The 16,472-nt window shown below is 71.2% G+C and carries 19 protein-coding genes; 7 read left to right on the top strand and 12 right to left on the bottom strand.

Features of this window, described 5'->3' with window-relative positions; translation table 11 throughout:
• The first annotated feature begins 38 nt into the window (after positions 1 to 38).
• Genes FFS15_RS11725 through FFS15_RS11715 form a run of 3 tightly spaced genes read left to right on the top strand, consistent with a single transcriptional unit; the run spans position 39 to position 1,853 of the window.
• Positions 39 to 524 (top strand): phosphoribosyltransferase, encoded by a 486-nt coding sequence (locus FFS15_RS11725; protein WP_137845258.1) that lies wholly within the window; start codon positions 39 to 41, stop codon positions 522 to 524.
• Between the two features lie 3 nt (positions 525 to 527).
• The gene (locus tag FFS15_RS11720; RefSeq protein ID WP_137845211.1) at positions 528 to 1,226 is read left to right on the top strand and encodes a uracil-DNA glycosylase; all 699 of its coding nucleotides are present in this window, start codon (positions 528 to 530) and stop codon (positions 1,224 to 1,226) included.
• A gap of 9 nt (positions 1,227 to 1,235) precedes the next feature.
• Positions 1,236 to 1,853, top strand: a complete 618-nt coding sequence (locus FFS15_RS11715; RefSeq protein ID WP_137845210.1) for a GNAT family N-acetyltransferase — start codon at positions 1,236 to 1,238, stop codon at positions 1,851 to 1,853.
• Here FFS15_RS11715 and FFS15_RS11710 read toward each other — a convergent pair.
• From FFS15_RS11710 to FFS15_RS11675, 8 genes are all read right to left on the bottom strand, one after another.
• Complete coding sequence (locus FFS15_RS11710) at positions 1,810 to 2,235, bottom strand: protealysin inhibitor emfourin (RefSeq protein WP_212743151.1); 426 nt, start codon at positions 2,233 to 2,235, stop codon at positions 1,810 to 1,812. The genes FFS15_RS11715 and FFS15_RS11710 overlap by 44 nt on opposite strands.
• A complete protein-coding gene (locus FFS15_RS11705) occupies positions 2,219 to 3,283 on the bottom strand; it encodes a M4 family metallopeptidase (RefSeq protein WP_137845209.1) in 1,065 nt (354 codons plus the stop codon). The genes FFS15_RS11710 and FFS15_RS11705 overlap by 17 nt, the downstream gene beginning before the upstream one ends.
• Positions 3,284 to 3,336: 53 nt before the next feature.
• The gene (locus FFS15_RS11700) at positions 3,337 to 4,137 is read right to left on the bottom strand and encodes an ATP-binding cassette domain-containing protein (RefSeq protein ID WP_137845208.1); all 801 of its coding nucleotides are present in this window, start codon (positions 4,135 to 4,137) and stop codon (positions 3,337 to 3,339) included.
• A complete protein-coding gene (locus FFS15_RS11695) occupies positions 4,134 to 4,931 on the bottom strand; it encodes an ABC transporter ATP-binding protein (RefSeq protein WP_137845207.1) in 798 nt (265 codons plus the stop codon). Before FFS15_RS11695 ends, FFS15_RS11700 begins: the two co-directional genes overlap by 4 nt.
• Positions 4,928 to 5,848: an ABC transporter permease gene (locus FFS15_RS11690; RefSeq protein WP_137845206.1), complete on the bottom strand. Its 921-nt coding sequence runs from the start codon at positions 5,846 to 5,848 to the stop codon at positions 4,928 to 4,930. Before FFS15_RS11690 ends, FFS15_RS11695 begins: the two co-directional genes overlap by 4 nt.
• Entirely contained in the window at positions 5,845 to 6,795 is a 951-nt protein-coding gene (locus FFS15_RS11685; RefSeq protein WP_137845205.1) for an ABC transporter permease, read from the bottom strand. Before FFS15_RS11685 ends, FFS15_RS11690 begins: the two co-directional genes overlap by 4 nt.
• Complete coding sequence (locus FFS15_RS11680) at positions 6,792 to 8,303, bottom strand: ABC transporter substrate-binding protein (RefSeq protein WP_137845204.1); 1,512 nt, start codon at positions 8,301 to 8,303, stop codon at positions 6,792 to 6,794. Before FFS15_RS11680 ends, FFS15_RS11685 begins: the two co-directional genes overlap by 4 nt.
• Positions 8,304 to 8,462: 159 nt before the next feature.
• Positions 8,463 to 9,416 (bottom strand): alpha/beta hydrolase, encoded by a 954-nt coding sequence (locus tag FFS15_RS11675; protein WP_137845203.1) that lies wholly within the window; start codon positions 9,414 to 9,416, stop codon positions 8,463 to 8,465.
• A 55-nt stretch (positions 9,417 to 9,471) separates the two neighbouring features.
• Between FFS15_RS11675 and FFS15_RS11670 the strand changes: the two genes are divergently transcribed.
• Genes FFS15_RS11670 through FFS15_RS11660 form a run of 3 tightly spaced genes read left to right on the top strand, consistent with a single transcriptional unit; the run spans position 9,472 to position 11,233 of the window.
• On the top strand, positions 9,472 to 9,981 hold the full coding sequence (locus FFS15_RS11670; RefSeq protein ID WP_137845202.1) for a carboxymuconolactone decarboxylase family protein: 510 nt from the start codon (positions 9,472 to 9,474) through the stop codon (positions 9,979 to 9,981).
• On the top strand, positions 9,978 to 10,709 hold the full coding sequence (locus tag FFS15_RS11665) for a tyrosine-protein phosphatase (RefSeq protein WP_171013176.1): 732 nt from the start codon (positions 9,978 to 9,980) through the stop codon (positions 10,707 to 10,709). Before FFS15_RS11670 ends, FFS15_RS11665 begins: the two co-directional genes overlap by 4 nt.
• Positions 10,710 to 10,768: 59 nt before the next feature.
• Complete coding sequence (locus tag FFS15_RS11660; protein ID WP_137845201.1) at positions 10,769 to 11,233, top strand: SIP domain-containing protein; 465 nt, start codon at positions 10,769 to 10,771, stop codon at positions 11,231 to 11,233.
• Here the strand turns inward: FFS15_RS11660 and FFS15_RS11655 are convergent.
• The 4 genes from FFS15_RS11655 to FFS15_RS11640 form a co-directional block, all read right to left on the bottom strand.
• A complete protein-coding gene (locus FFS15_RS11655; protein ID WP_171013175.1) occupies positions 11,217 to 11,684 on the bottom strand; it encodes a Fe-S oxidoreductase in 468 nt (155 codons plus the stop codon). The genes FFS15_RS11660 and FFS15_RS11655 overlap by 17 nt on opposite strands.
• A complete protein-coding gene (locus FFS15_RS11650) occupies positions 11,681 to 12,502 on the bottom strand; it encodes an arginase family protein (RefSeq protein WP_137845200.1) in 822 nt (273 codons plus the stop codon). The genes FFS15_RS11655 and FFS15_RS11650 overlap by 4 nt, the downstream gene beginning before the upstream one ends.
• Positions 12,503 to 12,578: 76 nt before the next feature.
• Positions 12,579 to 13,340 (bottom strand): PspA/IM30 family protein, encoded by a 762-nt coding sequence (locus tag FFS15_RS11645; protein WP_137845199.1) that lies wholly within the window; start codon positions 13,338 to 13,340, stop codon positions 12,579 to 12,581.
• 80 nt (positions 13,341 to 13,420) lie between these two features.
• Entirely contained in the window at positions 13,421 to 15,433 is a 2,013-nt protein-coding gene (locus FFS15_RS11640) for a TPM domain-containing protein (RefSeq protein WP_137845198.1), read from the bottom strand.
• Between the two features lie 154 nt (positions 15,434 to 15,587).
• On the opposite strand from FFS15_RS11640, the gene FFS15_RS11635 reads away from it, so the two are divergent.
• The gene (locus FFS15_RS11635) at positions 15,588 to 16,430 is read left to right on the top strand and encodes a DUF3097 family protein (protein ID WP_137845197.1); all 843 of its coding nucleotides are present in this window, start codon (positions 15,588 to 15,590) and stop codon (positions 16,428 to 16,430) included.
• Positions 16,431 to 16,472 lie beyond the last annotated feature (42 nt).

Below are 16,472 nucleotides of genomic sequence, written 5' to 3'. Positions count from 1 at the left end.
GAGGGGATCGAGTGCCGGGAGGCGAGCCTGTGGAGAACGTGGCGATCGAGCGCGAGACGCTCACCTGGGAGGCCTTCGGCACCGCATCGCGCGATGTCGCCCGCGCGATCGTCGCGGACGGCTTCGTACCCGAGGTCGTCGTCGCGATCGCGCGCGGCGGGCTCCTGCCCGCAGGCGCCCTCGCCTATGCCCTCGGCATCAAGAACTGCGGGGCGATCAACGTCGAGTTCTACACCGGGATCGGCACCGTCCTCGATGCCCCTGAGGTGCTGCCGCCGGCTCTCGACATGAGCTACCTCGACGGCCGCCGCGTGCTTCTCGTGGACGACGTCGCCGACAGCGGGCGCACGCTCGCACTCGCCGTCCGGCTGCTGCAGGAGCGCGGGGCCGAGGTCCGGTCGGCGACGATCTACACGAAGCCGTCGACGATCATCCAGCCCGACTACGCGTGGAAGGACACCGGGCTGTGGATCGACTTCCCGTGGTCGGCGGAGGGATCCGTCCTCGACGAGGATGCGCACTGATCGATGGCGATGACGCTCCCAGCTCTCGCCGAGGCCGGTCTCATCGACCCGGGGTGGGCGACCGCTCTCGAGCCCGTCGCCGGCGATATCGCGGCGCTCGGTGAGCGGCTCCGCGCCGAGACGGCGGCGGGCCGCGGGTATCTCCCGGCCGGTGACCGCGTGCTGCGCGCGTTCCAGCGGCCGCTCGCCGATGTGCGGGTGCTCATCGTCGGGCAGGACCCCTACCCGACGCCGGGCCACGCGATCGGGCTGTCGTTCGCGGTCGAGCGGCACGTGCGGCCGCTCCCGCGGAGCCTGTCGAACATCTACCGCGAGCTCTCGGACGATCTCGGCATCCCGCCCGCGCCGCACGGCGACCTGTCGGCTTGGAGCGATCAGGGAGTGCTGCTGCTCAACCGCGTGCTCACCGTCGCGCCGGGGGAGGCGGCATCCCACCGGGGCTGGGGCTGGGAGAAGGTGACCGAGCACGCCATCCGCACGCTCGTCGCGCGCGACGCGCCGCTGGTCGCGATCCTGTGGGGGAAGGATGCTGCGAACCTCGCACCGCTCCTCGGATCGACGCCGTTCATCACGTCGCCGCACCCCTCGCCGCTGTCGGCGAGCCGCGGATTCTTCGGCTCGAGGCCGTTCTCGCGCGCGAACGACCTGCTCGTCGCACAGGGTGCTACGCCGGTGGATTGGCGAATTCCCGCCGACGCGTAGGCTGTCGGCATGCTGGAGGAGGAATACGACCGCGACCGGCGCTCGCTGCCGCGGCACCTGCGTGCGAAGCCCGCACCCGAAGCGCCGTTCTCGTACGTGATCCGCCCCGTGCGAGACGCCGATGTCCCCGACATCCGCGAGATCTACAACTACTACGTCACCAACTCCGTCGTCACCTTCGACGAGAAGAAGTGGACGCTCGCCCAGTGGCGCGAGAAGCTCGCACACCTGAAGAAGCTCGACCTCCCGTTCCTGGTCGCCCAGTCGCCGAGCGGGCAGATCCTCGGCTACGCGCTGGTCCAGCCCTGGGCGGGCAAGTCGGCGTACCGCTACACCGTCGAGAACTCGATCTACCTGGGGCAGGCGGCGGCGGGGAAGGGGCTCGGCCGCGCCCTCCTCGAGGCGCTCATCGCAGCCTGCGAAGAAAAGGGAATCCGCGAGATCGTCGCCGTGATCAGCGACAAGGGCGCCGAGGCATCCGTCGCGCTCCACGAGCGGCTCGGCTTCGAAGAGGTCGGTCGCATGGGCCGTGTGGGGTTCAAATTCGGGCGGTGGCTCGGAACGATCTACCTGCAGAAATCGCTCACGCCGAAGAAGAAGGCGAAGCGGGGTCTGTTCGGTCGCTGACGGCCGGCGGTGCTGTCCGGTGCGCACCGAACGCGCGCACCGCATCGATGAGGGCCTCCCACGGTCCGTGCACGTCGTCCTCGCGCAGCAGGGCATCGCGCACCTCGCCGGCGCAGCGGGCGTTCACCTCCCACGCGAATCGATCGGCGCCGCGATTCGGCGGGGGCTCGACATCGGGCACGTCGACGTCTGGGTCGCCGGAGAGTTCCGCCGCGGCATCCGTCCACGGGCATTGCTTGATGAGCGCGATCCACCGGTCGGCATCGTCTTCGGGGGGCTCGGCGCGCCACTCGCGGCGCAGCCCGGCGAACCCGCCGGTGCGCGCGACGAGCACGACGAGCGACGCCTCGGCGTCGGTGCCGCGGTCAGGTTCCGGGTCCATCGTCGATCACGCCGACGCCCGTCCAGCCGGTGCGGACGGCGTCGACCTCCTCCGACTCCTCACCGTACTCCGCGGCGGCCGCGGCCAGTGTCGCGCGGGCGAAGGCGACGAAGTCGCTCGTGGGGGAGAGGGTGCCCGCCGTGAGGGTGCGATACCAGATGAGGCCGGCGCGCTCCCAGGCGTAGCCGCCCAGCGCCGTCGCCGTCAGGTGGAACGCGCGATTGGGGATGCCGGAGTTGATGTGCACGCCGCCGTTGTCGCTGCGGGTCACGACGAGGTCGTCCATGTGGGCGGGCTGGGGGTCTTTCCCGAGCACGTCGTCGTCGTACGCCGTGCCCGGCTCGGCCATCGAGCGAAGCGCCCGACCTTCGACGGCGGGGGTGAAGATGCCCTCGCCGATGAGCCAGGACGCCTCGTCGGCGCGCTGGCCGCGGTGGTGCTGTTCGGCGAGGGCGCCGAAGACGTCGGCGACCGATTCGTTGAGTGCCCCCGACTGTCCTCGGTACACGAGGCCGCCCTCGTCTTCGATGACGCCGTGCGCGAGCTCGTGGGCGATCACCGTGAGCGATCGCGTGAACCCGACGAAGACCTCGCCGTCGCCGTCGCCGAAGACCATGCGCTCGCCGTTCCAGAACGCGTTGTCGTAGTCGCGGCCGAAGTGCACCGTCGCCAGCAGCGGCCCTCCCGCGCCGTCGAGGCTGTTGCGCGCGAACGCATCCCACAGAAAGTCGAAGGTCGCGCCCAGCCCGTCGAAGGCCTCATCGACAGCGGCGTCGCCGGTGACCGGGTCGTCTTCTCCGCGCACGCGGACGCCCGGGAGCACCTCGCGCTGCTGGGCATCGCTGATCTCGCGATCGGGTGCCGGTGTGGTCTCGACGATGAGCGTGCCCTCGTCCTCGATCGACAGCCGCAGCCGTGAGCGCACCGGGCGGTACTCGCGGGGCGTCGCGAGCGTCGCGCGCGCGGCCTCGGCGGCATGGGCGAGATGCGGCTCCTGAGCGGCGGCGATGCGGGCGAGCAGGTACGGGGGGACGATCGCGTGCGGCATGATCCGAGGCTAGCGCCGGGGCCGGACGTCATACTCGGTCGGGCGGCGCGCCGTCATGCTCCGCCGGGATCGATCGCGGGGATCGACGCGAGGAGCCGCCGCGTGTACGACACCTGCGGCTCGAGCAGCACCTTTTCGGTCGGACCCTCCTCGACGATGCGGCCGTTCTTCATGACGAGCACCTCGTCGCACAGGTTCTGCACGACGCCGATGTCGTGCGAGACCAGCACGAGGGTGAGGCCGTCGCGGGCGCGCAGCCCTGCGAGGAGCTCGAGGATCTGCGCGCGGACGGTGACATCGAGCGCCGACAGCGGCTCGTCGCCGACGAGCAGCCGTGGCCGGTGCACGATCGCGCGGGCGATCGCGATGCGCTGGCGCTGGCCGCCCGAGAACTCGTGCGGGAATCTGTCGGCCATCGCCGGCTCGAGGCCGACGTCGGCGAGCACCTCGCGGACCCGCGCGCGACGGTCGCCTTCGATCCCGAGCGCCCACAGCGGCTCCGCCACGATCCTGCCCACGCTCATGCGGGGGTCGAGCGATGCGTAGGGATCCTGGAAGACCATGCCCGTCTGACGGCGCAGCCAGTGCAGCGACCGCGCGCTCGAGTCCGCATCGACCGGTCGCCCGTCGAATTCGATCGAGCCTGTCGATGGGGTGTCGAGGGCGAGCAGCAGACGGACGAGCGTGGACTTCCCCGATCCCGACTCGCCGATGATGCCGACGGCCGACCCCTCGGCGATGTCGACGTCAGCGTCGTCGAGAGCGGTCGTCCACATCTTCTTCGCGAAGAGCTTCGTCGCGGGCGCCGGATACCGGCGCGTGAGGCCGCGTGCGCGCAGCAGTGTGTCGCTCATGGTGTCCCGCCGTTCCCGCCCGGCCGCCACAGCGTCGCGGTGGCGTCGCGCAGCAGGCCCCGGGTCACAGCCGAGGACGGCGCAGTGAGCAGCGTCGGCACCGGCGCGCTCTCCACGACGTGCCCGTCCTCGAGCACGACGCCGTGCGTGGCGATCTGCGAGAGCACCGCCAGGTCGTGGGTGATGAACACGAGCGACATTCCGTCGTCCTCGACGAGCGAGAGCAGAAGGTCGAGGATCTCGGCCTGGATCGTGACGTCGAGGGCCGTCGTCGGCTCGTCGGCGATCAGCAGCCGCGGCCGGCACGCGAGAGCCATCGCGATAGCGACCCGCTGCCGCTGGCCTCCCGAGAGCTGGTGCGGGTAGCGGGCGACGATGCGCTCGGGGTCGGGGAGGGCGACACGTGCGGCCTCGGCGACCGCGCGGGCGGCGGCATCCCGCTTCGACAGACGTTCGTGGATGCGGATCGACTCGGCGATCTGGCGACCCACGGTCCGGATCGGGTTCAGAGCCGTGCGGGGTTCTTGGAAGACGATGCCGATCTCGTCGCCCCGGAGACGTGCGAGTTCGCGGTCGGGGAGCCCGATCAGCTCGCGACCGTTCCAGCGCACGCTTCCGCTCGCGCTCGCGCCGTCGGGGAGGAGCCCGAGGATGGCGAGCGCCGTCAGCGACTTGCCCGATCCTGACTCGCCGATGAGGCCGAGGCGTGCGCCGTCAGGCACCGCGAACGAGACATCGTCGACGACGCGGCGCCCGTCGATCTCGATCGTGAGTTCCTGCACGTCGAGGCTCATGCGACCACCTCCGGCACGTGCGCGCGGGCGGCTCGTGCGGCTCCGCGCCGACGCGAGAGGGTGGGATCGGTCACTTCGCGTACGGCGTCGCCGAGCAGGTTCAGCCCGAGGACGGTGACCGTGATCGCGAGCCCCGGCCAGACCACGGAGAGCGGGTGGATGGCGATGTAGCGCTGCACATCGCTCAGCAGCAGCCCCCACGACGGCTCGGTGACGGGCGCGCCGAACCCGAGGTACGACAGCCCCGCCTCGGCGAGCACGGCGACGGCCATCGCCCACGACAGCTGCACGATGAACACCGGCGCGACGTTCGGCATGAGGTGGCGCCACAGATTCTGCGACGGGGTGAGGCCGGACGCGCGGCCGGCGAGCACGAAGTCGCTGTGCAGCACGCGACGCAGTTCGGGACGCGTGACACGTGCGATGTTGACGCCGAAGCCGATGCCCACCGACCAGATGACCACCCACAGCGACCCGCCCCACACCGACGAGATCATCATCGCGATCAGCAGCACGGGAAAGGCGATGAGGATGTCGACGAAGACCGCGACCGACTCGCGCACCCATCGGGCGGTGAGCGCACCGAGGGCTGCGAGGGCGATGCCGATCACGGTGGCGATGATGCCGGCGCCGACGGCGACGAAGACCGTCGTTCGTGCGCCGGCCATGAGCAGGCTCAGCATGTCGCGACCCGACCCGTCGGTGCCGAGCAGGTGCGGCCAGCCGGGCGCCGCCCATCGGTCGCCGAGGTCGACCTGCAGCGGATCGAACGGCGTCCAGAACCGCGCGACGAGAGCCGTGAGCGCGATCACCGCGACCACGATGAGCCCGAACCGCCCGGTGGACAGCGCCCACAGGCGCCCGAGCCAGGCCAGGCGCGAGGGGCGGCGCTCGACCGGTCCCGTCGCTGCGCTCATGTCGCCTCCCGCTGCCGGGGGTCGAGCGCGCGGTGCACGAGGTCGACGACGAACCCGACGATCAGCACGAACCCGGTGAGGACGAGCAGCTCGCCCTGGACCTTCGGGAGGTCGCGTGCGCCGACGTCGGCGACCAGCATCCGCCCGATGCCGGGCAGGGTGAAGAGCTGCTCGATGACGACGGCGCCCACGATGATGCCGGCGACCTGGAGCCCGAGGACGGTGATGACCGACAGCCCGACGGTGGGGAGGCCGTGCCGGATCAGCGCGGTATCCCGAGTCAATCCCTTGGCCGCGGCCGTCCGCACGAAGTCCTCGCCGACAGCCTGCAGGGTCGCGCTGCGGACGAAGCGCAGCAGCATCGCACCCTCGACGATCCCGATCGTGAGGGCGGGGAGCAGAAGCGAGCGCAGCGCTGCCGCGGGGTCCTCCCAGCCCGCGCGCGGAAAGCCCTGGGCCGGGAGCCAGCCGAGCCACACCGCGAAGACGACGATGAGCATCATGCCCGCCCACACGACCGGCACGGCGGCGAGGGCCTGCGCGCCCACGCTCAGGAAGGTGCCGTCGGCGCGGCCGCGTCGCATCGCCGAGAGGACGCCGAGGGGCGCGGCGATCACGAGGGCGATCACGAGCGAGAGGATGCCGAGGGGCACCGTCACGAGCGCCTTCTGGGCGAGCTCGGTCGCGACCGGGGTGCCCGTCAACAGCGACGTGCCGAGGTCGCCCCGCAGGACGCCGCCGATCCACTCCAGATACTGGGTCGGCAGTGGCTCGTTGAGCCCCAGCCGTTCACGGATCGCCTCGACCTGCGCGGGTGTGCCCTGGGTCCCGGCGATCAGCTGCGCGACATCGCCCGGCAGCACCCGCAGCGTCAGGAAGATCAGCACGCTGGCTACGAGCAGCCCCACCAGCAGCAGGGCCAGTCTCGTCAGCGCGTAGCGGATCACTCCGACGAGACTGTCACACCCGCGAGGTTGATGCGCGAGTTGATCGAGTCGACCGGGAACCCCGAAACTCCTGCCCCCACCGCGGTGATCGTGGCGCCGTTGTAGAGCCAGTCGGCGGCGTGGTCCTCCGAGACGATGCGCGCAGCCTCGGCCAGCAGCGCCGCCGACTCGTCGGGGTCGACCGTGGCCAGGGCCTCGGCGTACAGCGACTGCACCTCGGGGTTGTCGTACCCGAAGTAGTAGTCGGGGTTCGCGAAGTTGCCGAAGTCGCGCGGCTCGACGTGCAGCACGAAGCTGAGATCGAAGTCCTTGTTCGTGTAGACGTCCTGCAGCCAGGTGGCGAATTCGACCTGGTCGACGGTAAGGGTCACGCCGACCTCGTTGAAGTCCGAGACCAGCACCTGCGGAACCGTGGTGCCGTAGAACGAGGGGATCGTGAGAGTGAGTTCGAGGTCGTCGGCGCCGGCCTCGGCGAGCAGCTCTCGCGCACGGCCCGGATCGTACGACACGACGTCCGAGAGGTCCTCGTAGCCGGGGTCGAGCTCGGGGATCGGCCCGTACATCGTCTGCCCGGCGCCCAGCGCCTCGACGAGCGCGTCGTGGTCGATCGCCAGGCGCAGGGCCTCGCGCACGCGGACGTCGTCGAGAGGTGCCTGCGCGCTGTTGAACGCGAGCGTTCCCTTGTCGGTGGTCCTGCCCGTCGTCAGCGTGAAGCCCGAGGCCTCGTCCAGCTGCGGGCTGAGGTTGGGGTCGACAGCCGTCAGCACATCGAGGCTGCCGTCGAGGGCGGCGTTCACACCGGCGGTGAAGTCGGGGATGTACTGGAACACGACACCCGCGACGCCGGCCGCCTCGCCCCAGTACGCGTCGTTGCGGGCGAACTCGATGCTGTCGCCCTGGATCCAGTCCACGAGCGTGAAGGGACCGGTGCCGTTGGCGGCGGTCTGCAGGTCGGTCGTGTCGCCGGCCTTGAAGACGAGGCCGGCGGGGCCGGTGAGGGTGAACAGGAAGTTCTGGTTCGGCTCGGTGAGCACGATCTCCACGGTGTCCTCGCCGGTCGCCGTGATCGTCGCGACTCCGGCGAAGTCTCCGTGTCCGACGATCGTCTCGTCATCCTTGACCTGGGCGAGGCTCGTCACGACGTCTTCGACGGTGAGCTCCTGGCCGCCGTGGAAGGTGACGCCGGGGGTGAGCGTGAACGTGTAGGTGAGCCCGTCGGGTGAGACCTCGTAGTCCGACGCGAGCGCCCCCACGATCTCGTTCTGCTCCGTGCGCGTGACGAGTCCCTGGTAGACGTTGTCGATGAGCACCTGCTCGAGGGCGGCACCGCTCGTGTGCCGGATGTCGAGGTTCGTGGGCTCGAGCACGAGGCCCACCGTGATCTCGCCGTTCGGGTCGGGCTCGAAGGTGGCCGAGGGACTCGGCTCGCCCCCTGCCGTGCAGGCGGACAACAGCAGCACTCCGGTGGCGAGCAGCGCCGTGGCGGCGAGTGTGGTGCGGCGGAGCATGGGGGTCCTTTCGAGGGCCGAATCGGCGCCGGGCGGGCGACGGAGCCCCGGGCGGGGGCTGTTGCGCGAACCGGTGCGGTGACCAGCCTAGGGAACGAGCGGGTGTGCGTTCGAACGCGCTACCCGGAACGAAACAGAAGCGTTAATCCTTCCCGCGGATCAATCGGTCGCCGCGAGAGCTCGCAGGCGCGCGCCGAGGTCGGCCGGGATGTCCTCTTGCGCGTTGTGGCCGGCAGGGACGGTGACGACCGATGCCGAGGGCACCCGCTCGCGGAACTGCGCGGCGTCTGCGTCGGTCACATAGCCGCGTTCGCCGCGGATGAGCGTGATCGGTGCGGTCGTCGACGCGAGGTCCTCCCACCCCGACAGGCCGAGGACGGCGGCGACTGGATCCGGCTGCGGCGGGCCAGCGGGAGCCGCAGCCGCGGGGTTCGCGGCCATCGCCGCGGCGAGGTGGGCGAAGTGGTGCTTCCACTCGACGCGACCGTCGGGGCGGATGCGCGAGTTGAAGAACACCCCGCGCTCGGCGCGCCGCCGGGTGCCGCCGCCGAGGCCGAAAGCGAGGGCCCGGTCCACCAGTTCGTCGCGCGAAGCCCAGTCGGTTGGGCCGGCGAAGAAGTCGCGGATCTGGCTGGGACCGGCGTTCGAGTCGATGCCCGGCGTGATGTCGATCACGACGAGGTCGCGCACGAGATCGGGACGGGATGCTGCCACCGCCGCGGCCGTCAGCCCCCCGAGTGACTGCCCGACGAGCACCTGCGGGGCGTCGGTCCAAGCATCCATCCCCACCGCGACGTCGACCGCGAGCGCGCGCCCGACGTACGCCAGGTCGTCGCGCCACGACGAGTCGCCGTGGCCGGGCAGGTCGATCGCGAGGGCGGGGAGTCCGAGCGCCAGGATCGTGGTGTCCCACGTGTGGGCGTTGAGGCCGGCGCCGTGCAGGAGTGTGACGACGGGTGCGCCGTCGCCGTAGCGCAGTGCGCTGAGCGAGCGTCCGTCGGGCAGCGTGGCGGACACGCGCTCGCCGCGGGGGATCGGGGCGTCGATGCCGGCCTCGGCCGCCTGCTCGGGAAGGAAGGAGAACTCGTCGGTGGGGTCGCTCACGGCATCCATTGTCGCGCGCGATCGCACCGGCCGGGCGCGACCGGCCGTCGGTAGGCTGGCCTGCATGAGCGAAGAACGCCGTGTCCACCTCTCGCGATCCGCGCCGCCGGCCTATCAGGCGCTCGCCGCATTCTCGAAGGTCACCGGCGGACTCGCCGCCGACGCGGGGATCGACGCGAGGCTCAAGGAGCTCGTCCAGATCCACACCTCCCAGCTCAACGGCTGCGCCTACTGCGTGCGCGTGCACGTCGAGCGGGCGGTGACGGCCGGCATCACCGCCGATGTCATCGCACAGCTGCCGGTGTGGCGCGAGTCGGGGGTGTTCTCCGAGCGTGAGCGTGCGGCACTCGAGCTCGCCGAGGCCCTCGTCTACATCCACGAGGAGGGGATCCCCGACGAGGTCTACCACCACGTCGGCGGGATCCTGAGCGAAGACGAGTACGTTGCTCTCAGCTGGATCCTCGTCTCGATCAACGCCTTCAACCGCGTCGCGATCGCCGGCCGCTACAGCGTGCCGCCGCGCGACGACCTGGCCGGTGAAGACCGCGACGCAGCCTCGGGCGCAGCGTGGTGAGCGATCGGCCGACGCCGGATCCTGTGATCGCGGGCGCCGTCAACCTGCGCGACGTGGGCGGACTGCCTGCCGGTCCGGGTGCGACCCGGTACGGCGTGCTCTACCGGTCGGGCAACCTGGCGCGCCTCGATGAGGGGGGAGCCGCGTCGTTCGCAGAGCTGGGCCTTCGCCGCATCATCGACCTGCGCGCCGATGACGAGGTCGGCTACGCGCCGAGCCCGGCGGGGCTCGCCGCCGAGACGGTGCGCGTTCCCCTGTTCCTCGGGTCGGTCGCGTCGTTCTTCGAGGAGGACATGGGCCTCGAGGGCATGTACCGCAGCCTCGTCGACGACTCCGCCGATCGCGTCGTCGACGTCGTCCGCGGCATCGTCGCCGACCAGCCGGTGCTCGTGCACTGCACGGTCGGAAAGGATCGCACGGGCGTCACGGTCGCCCTCACCCTCGCCGCTGCAGGCGTCGACGAAGAAGCGATCATCGCCGACTACGCCCGCACCGAGGGGCTGCTGCCCGATGCGCGCAACCGCCGGATCGTCGACATGCTCCGCACGATGCATCCCGAGGCGCAGAACCTCGAAGAGCTCGCGACGCGGTCGCCGGCGCCCGTGATGCGGGGCCTCCTCGACGACCTGACGGCCAGGTTCGGCTCGCCGCGCGAGTATCTCCACGCGCACGGACTCACCGATGCCGAGGTCGAGGAGCTGCGACGGGTGCTCATCGTCACGCGGTGACTGTCACACGGTGACACTAAGGTGAGGCAACCCTATCCTCGGGTATAGTGGGAACCGTCATGAGCCACAGCACCGAGCACACCGCGGCGACCTGCCGGTCGTCTCGTCACACGCGCGTGCAGCACCTCATCACGGCCGACGAGTCTTCGCTCGCCGAGCTCGAGGCGCTCCTGACGACGCTGCCGATCTGCTCGACGGGTCGTGTCTTCATCGAGATCCCCGATTCCTCGTGGCAGGCGGCCCTCGACATCCCCACGCGCATGATCGTCACGTGGCTCGACCGCTCGCTCCGTTCGGGCGACCCCGGAACCGGGCGCGGTTGCGCGCCCGGCCAGGCGCTGGCCCGCGCCGTCACCGCGTGGGCGGACGAGATGCTGTGCGACGAGGACGACGCTACGCGTATCCATCTGCTTGGCGGCTACCTCGGCACGGCCGACATCGTCGACCACCTGACGACGCGCCGGGGCATCGCAGCCGAGGCGATCAACACGCCGGCGCGCTTCGGTCTCACCCCCGCGAGCTGAGACCGCGCGGCACGTAGTTGCCGTCTTCGAGACCCGCCTCGATCTCGAAGCGGTTGCGCAGCGGATCGCGCCCGGCGAGCAGGTAGAGCAGCGGCATGAGGAACCCGTAGCGCTGCCACTGGCGCTTGTGCACGGCCTCGTGCCGGAGCAGGCGCTCGGTCACCGGCGCGTCTCCCGTGAGGAAGCAGCCGCCGGCACAGACGCCGCCGCGCGGGAACGCCCACGACGGCATTCCGCGGAAGATCCGCAGGCCCCCGCGCGTCTCGACGCGACCGGTGCTCCACAGCGACCCCCACACGAGGCCGACCGTGGTGCCGTACCAGTAGCCGACGCGGCTGACGGGGGAGTCGAGCAGGAAGGCGGGGATGAGGCGGTCGATGCGGCGACCTCGCTCCACTGTGCGCGCGGCGGTCGCCTCCCACCCCGCAGGCGGCGTCGGGATCGGACTCACGCGAGCGCCCCGACGATGCGGAGAATCGTGCCGAGGTCGTCGACCGCAGCGGCCGGGGACGACGGGGCGAACCCGCTGATGCTGCTGCCGACGAGGGGAACCGCGCGGCGAAGCTCCGCCAGGGCTGCCGTGAGAACCGCGACCTCGACGCCGAAGGGCACCGGTCCGGTCACTCCCGTGATCGCTGCGGGGTCGAGCACGTCGAGGTCGACGTGGACGTAGACGCGCTCGGCGCCGGTCGCCGCAACGGCCTCGGCGAGCGAGCCGACCTCGGCCAGGGCACCTGCGTCGAGGGTGCGGATGCCGCGCTCCGCGATGAAGTCCGACTCGGCGGCGTCGAACTCGCGTGCGCCGGCCAGCACGACTCGCGCGGGGTCGATCGCGCCCGGCGCGAGCGCGAGCGCGTCTGCGCCCTCGCCGAGCACGGCGCGCAGCGCCATCCCGCCGAACGCGCCCGACACGGTCGAGGCGGGGGTGTGCAGGTCGGCGTGGGCGTCGAGCCAGACGACGGCGACACCGGGATGCCGCGCGGCGGCGTGCGCGACGCCGGCGACCGCGACGCCGCAATCGCCGCCGACGACCATGGTGGGCTCGACGAAGGGCGCGAGCATCTCGTCCATCAGGGCGCGCGTGCGCAGCAGGGCGCTGTAGCGGTGCACGCCGGTGCCGATCGCCTCGCCCGCCTCGAGCGGCACGTCGACGGGGTGGCACGCCGCTCGAGGCAGGTCGCCCGCGATCGACTGGGCACCGTCGATCAGCTGCATCGCGCGCGCCGAAGGGGAGCCCTGCCACTGGGGCACGATCACGAAACGCGTCATCCTGACATCTTCTCCCGGAACGGCGTCGGGCGCCGCATCCCATCCGGATGCGGCGCCCGACGTGTCACTGTCGCGACTACGGGGTGTACGGCACGCTGGGGGCGTTGATCGCCGCCTGCGACGGGGCGCCGCCGGTCTTCAGCGCGGCCAGCCGCGCCTCGACCTCGGTGAGCTCGCCCACGTCTTCGAGCGCGTTGAACTGCGCGTCGAGGCTGGATGCCGCGAGCTCCTGCTTGCCCGCCGCAAGCGCCTCCTGACGGCGGACCTTGTCTTCGAACCGCCCGAGCTCGCTCGTCGGGTCCATCACGTCGATCGACTTGACGGCGTCGTGCACCTTGTTCTGCGCCTCGGCGGTCTTCGCGCGGGCGAGGAGCTCGGAGCGCTTCGACTTCAGCTGCTCCAGCTTCTGCTTCATGCCGTTGAGGCCGTCCTTGAGCTTGTCGACGACCTCGGTCTGCGCGGCGATGGTCGGCGCGATCGCCTTGGCCTCGTTCTCCTCGCTGATCTGGCGCTGGAGCGCGATCTTGGCGAGGTTGTCGAACTTGTCGGCATCGGCGGTGTTGCCGATTCCGCGCAGCTCGTCGGCCTTGCGGCTTGCTGCGAGCGCCTTGTTGCCCCATTCGGCCGCTGCCTGCACATCCTCCTGGTGATCGCGCTCGAGCAGACGCAGGTTGCCGATCGTCTCGGCGATGGCCGACTCGGCGTCGACGATCGAGTTCGTGAAGTCGCGCACGAGCTGGTCGAGCATCTTCTGCGGGTCCTCGGCTGAATCGAGGAGTGCGTTGATGTTCGCCTTCATGAGGGTCGAGATGCGACCGAAGATGGACTGCTTCGCCATCGGGGTTCCTTCCTATTCGGTGGATTGCGGTGAGTTGTGCTGACAGGGGGATGGGATGCCGCGAGGCGGGGTCTCGGGGTTCAGAAGCGACCACCTCCTCGGCGACCGCGTGTTCCGCCACCGCCGAAGCTGCCGGGCCGCATGCCGCCGCTACTGCGGCCGCCGCCCCCGGAAGAGCCGCCGAACATGCCGCCGAGGCTGCCGCCGCCCGACGAGCGCCCGCCGCCTCCTCCGAGCATGGAATTGATGACGACGCCGCCGAGGACCGCGCCGAGCATTCCGCCGCCGGGCGCGCCGCCGCCGGCCGCGCCGCCGGGAGCGCCGAACGCGCCGACGTCGCTCTGGGCGAGCTGGATCGCGCTCCCCGCGAGCTGGTCCGCACGCTGTGCGTGCTGGGTCGCCTGCTGCGGGTCGGTCTGCTGCAGCTGCTGCGCGCGCACGAGCGCGGCGCCGGCTTCGGCCAGGCGGGTGCGGGCTTCGGCGCCGACGGCGCCGCGTCGCGCGGTGATGTAGTCCTCGGCCGTGGAGACCTGCGCCTGCGCCTGCAGGATGAGCTGGCCCACCATCTGGCGGTCGCGCTGGGCCTGGGCCTCGGCATCCCGAACGCCCTGAACGAGCGCGTCGATCTGCTGGTTGGCGGCCTCGAGACTCTGCAGCGTCACGAGGGGGCGCTTCGCGGCCGTGGCGAGATTCGCCTTGGCCGTCTCGATCTGCCGCGTCGTCGCGGCGATCGCGGCGGCGATGCGGCCGTCGGGATCAGCCAGGGCGGATGCCGCGATGACATCGCCCTCGAGCTCGGCGATGAGCGCGTGGGCCGCGGTCTCGCCGGCGGCGAGATCGGCGCCGAGCTTGCCGATCGCGTTCTGGAGGAGCACCGCCTGGGCGACGGACTCCTCGGCGGCACGAATGCCGACGGCGGCTTCGCCGCCCTTGCCGGCGCCGATCGCGGCCTGCGCGACGGCGAGCTGCTCGTCGGCGAACACGATGCGCTGACGAGCCTGCTCAGGGTTATCGGCCACTGTGGCGAGCGCCTCGGGGGCGTACGCGCCCGCCAGGGTCGCGAGTCCTGCTGCGGCGCTGTCGAGGGATGCCGCGGCCTTCGCGCGCGCCTCCTGCACCCGTGCGAGGGCCTCGGGCGCGTTCTGCTCGAGCTTGCGGAGCTCGTCGAAGTCGGCGGCCTTGTCGTCGAGCGCCGCGTTCGCCTCGTCGCACAGCGCGATGATGCGGGTGTTCCACGCGCGGACGTCGGCCTCGGAATCGGCGATCTCGTCGTCGAGCTGCTGCTTGAGGGTGAAGGCCTGGTTGAGGTTCTCCTGCGCGGCGGCGATCGCCTGCTCGAACTCGACGGTCGCGGCGTCGCCGAACTGAGCCTTGGCGAAGCCGAGTTCCTGTGCACTGGTCTTGAGTGCATCGTCGGTCTCGACCAGCGCCGATGCGGCTCGGCGAACGAGCTCCGCCGTCTCGAGCTGCGGCTCTTCCGGTGCACCGTTGCCCGTGCGCACGACCCCGGGCTTCTTGCGGCGCCCGCGCAGCACGAGCCACACGATCACCGCGATTCCTCCCGCGGCGACCAGAAGCACCAGGATGCCGGTCGGGAAGCCCCCGCCGGAATCGCCCGCCCCGAGCGCCGACTCGATGCCGTCGGCGCCGGCGTCGATCGCGCCGGCGTAGTCGCCGCTGCTGAGGAAGGGGCGGATGTCGGCCTCGATCTGGGCCAGCTGCTGGTCGCTGAGCGGCCCCGTGCTGTCGGCCGACAGGTAATACTGGCGGCCCACGGTCGATACCGCGAGCAGATACTGCGACGGGCCCAGGCCGTTGCCCTGCGCGACGGCATCCGCCCACTGCTGGCTGTCGGAGGGGTTCGTGAAATCGTCGACGAAGACGACGAAGAGGTCGGCCCCGGTGGAGTCGTAGAGGCCCGACAGGCGATCTTCGGCGGCATCGAGCTCGGCGTCGTCGAGCGCCCCGACCTGATCGACGACGAACGTGCCGGCGCCGAGTTCGACCGGATCGGTGGCGGATGCCGCACCCGCCCCCGTCGCGAGGACGACCGCTACGGCGGCCGCGAGCATCAGTGCCCATCGCGCGCGCATCGATCCCCCTTCGGGATGCCGGAATCCTGCCCCCACGCGAGTCTATGCAGGCGGGCGCGCGCGGTGGTAGCCCGGCCGGGGGAGTCCTGCGCCGGGCGGGTCGCTGCCCGCCACTGCCTGCGGCGCCGGGTAGCCTGTGCGCTTCGGAGGAGATATGGACGATCGATACGGCGGCGACGTGCTCGCCGCAGGCTGGCGATCTCGCGGGCAGCGGCAGCTCGCCCGCATCGAGGCGTCGCGCGATCTCGTCGTCGAGGTTGCGGACGACGGATTCTGCGGCGCCGTCGTCGGCGTCTCGTCGGGGATGGTCGAGCTCGAAGATCGCACCGGTCGCCGTCGCCTCTTCCCGCTGGGGCCGGGTTTCCTGATCGAGGGCGATGACGTCGTGCTCATCTTCCCTGCGGCCTCGCCTGCGGCATCCACTCCCCGCCGTACCGCGTCGGGCTCGTTCGCCGCCCCCGAGGCCCGCGCCCGCACGGCCCGTGCGAGCCGCATCCTCGTCGAGGGCCGCCACGATGCCGAGCTCGTCGAGAAGGTGTGGGGCGACGATCTGCGCGCTGAGGGCGTCGTCGTGGAGTACCTGCAGGGCATCGATCTGCTCGACGCGGCGCTCGAGGACGAGCCGCCCTCCGCCACCCGCCGCTACGGCGTGCTCGTGGATCATCTGGTGCCGGGCTCGAAGGAGTCCCGCATCGCCGATGCTGTCGCCCGCGGGCCGCACGGCGCGCACGTGCGCATCGTCGGGCATCCGTGGATCGACGTGTGGCAGTGCGTCACGCCGAGTGCGGTAGGCATCGATCGCTGGCCGGAGGTGCCCCGCGGCACCGAGTTCAAGGTCGGCGTGTGCCGCGCGCTCGGCTGGCCGGCGCGGGATCAGACCGACATCGCGCGCGCCTGGCAGCGGATTCTGGCGTCGGTGAAGACCTATCGCGACCTCGAGCCCGCGTTCCTCGGCCGGGTCGAGGAGCTCATCGACTTCGTGACCGTCGACGGCTGATCCGGGCATCATCCGTGGATCGGTAGCCTGGACGGGTGCCAG

This window comes from Microbacterium sp. 2FI (assembly GCF_005502885.1).
GTDB lineage: Bacteria > Actinomycetota > Actinomycetes > Actinomycetales > Microbacteriaceae > Microbacterium.
This window is presented reverse-complemented; position numbering and strand designations above follow the sequence as displayed.

What these genes read in the sequence shown, in the direction of transcription:
- FFS15_RS11715 (WP_137845210.1), top strand. Translation starts at nt 1,236, where the DNA reads ATGCTGGAGGAGGAATACGACCGCGACCGGCGCTCGCTGCCGCGGCAC.
- FFS15_RS11645 (WP_137845199.1), bottom strand. Translation starts at nt 13,340, where the DNA reads ATGGCGAAGCAGTCCATCTTCGGTCGCATCTCGACCCTCATGAAGGCG.
- FFS15_RS11660 (WP_137845201.1), top strand. Translation starts at nt 10,769, where the DNA reads ATGAGCCACAGCACCGAGCACACCGCGGCGACCTGCCGGTCGTCTCGT.
- FFS15_RS11640 (WP_137845198.1), bottom strand. Translation starts at nt 15,433, where the DNA reads ATGCGCGCGCGATGGGCACTGATGCTCGCGGCCGCCGTAGCGGTCGTC.
- FFS15_RS11700 (WP_137845208.1), bottom strand. Translation starts at nt 4,137, where the DNA reads ATGAGCGACACACTGCTGCGCGCACGCGGCCTCACGCGCCGGTATCCG.
- FFS15_RS11705 (WP_137845209.1), bottom strand. Translation starts at nt 3,283, where the DNA reads ATGCCGCACGCGATCGTCCCCCCGTACCTGCTCGCCCGCATCGCCGCC.
- FFS15_RS11720 (WP_137845211.1), top strand. Translation starts at nt 528, where the DNA reads ATGGCGATGACGCTCCCAGCTCTCGCCGAGGCCGGTCTCATCGACCCG.
- FFS15_RS11670 (WP_137845202.1), top strand. Translation starts at nt 9,472, where the DNA reads ATGAGCGAAGAACGCCGTGTCCACCTCTCGCGATCCGCGCCGCCGGCC.
- FFS15_RS11680 (WP_137845204.1), bottom strand. Translation starts at nt 8,303, where the DNA reads ATGCTCCGCCGCACCACACTCGCCGCCACGGCGCTGCTCGCCACCGGA.
- FFS15_RS11675 (WP_137845203.1), bottom strand. Translation starts at nt 9,416, where the DNA reads ATGGATGCCGTGAGCGACCCCACCGACGAGTTCTCCTTCCTTCCCGAG.
- FFS15_RS11635 (WP_137845197.1), top strand. Translation starts at nt 15,588, where the DNA reads ATGGACGATCGATACGGCGGCGACGTGCTCGCCGCAGGCTGGCGATCT.
- FFS15_RS11690 (WP_137845206.1), bottom strand. Translation starts at nt 5,848, where the DNA reads ATGAGCGCAGCGACGGGACCGGTCGAGCGCCGCCCCTCGCGCCTGGCC.
- FFS15_RS11650 (WP_137845200.1), bottom strand. Translation starts at nt 12,502, where the DNA reads ATGACGCGTTTCGTGATCGTGCCCCAGTGGCAGGGCTCCCCTTCGGCG.
- FFS15_RS11710 (WP_212743151.1), bottom strand. Translation starts at nt 2,235, where the DNA reads ATGGACCCGGAACCTGACCGCGGCACCGACGCCGAGGCGTCGCTCGTC.
- FFS15_RS11695 (WP_137845207.1), bottom strand. Translation starts at nt 4,931, where the DNA reads ATGAGCCTCGACGTGCAGGAACTCACGATCGAGATCGACGGGCGCCGC.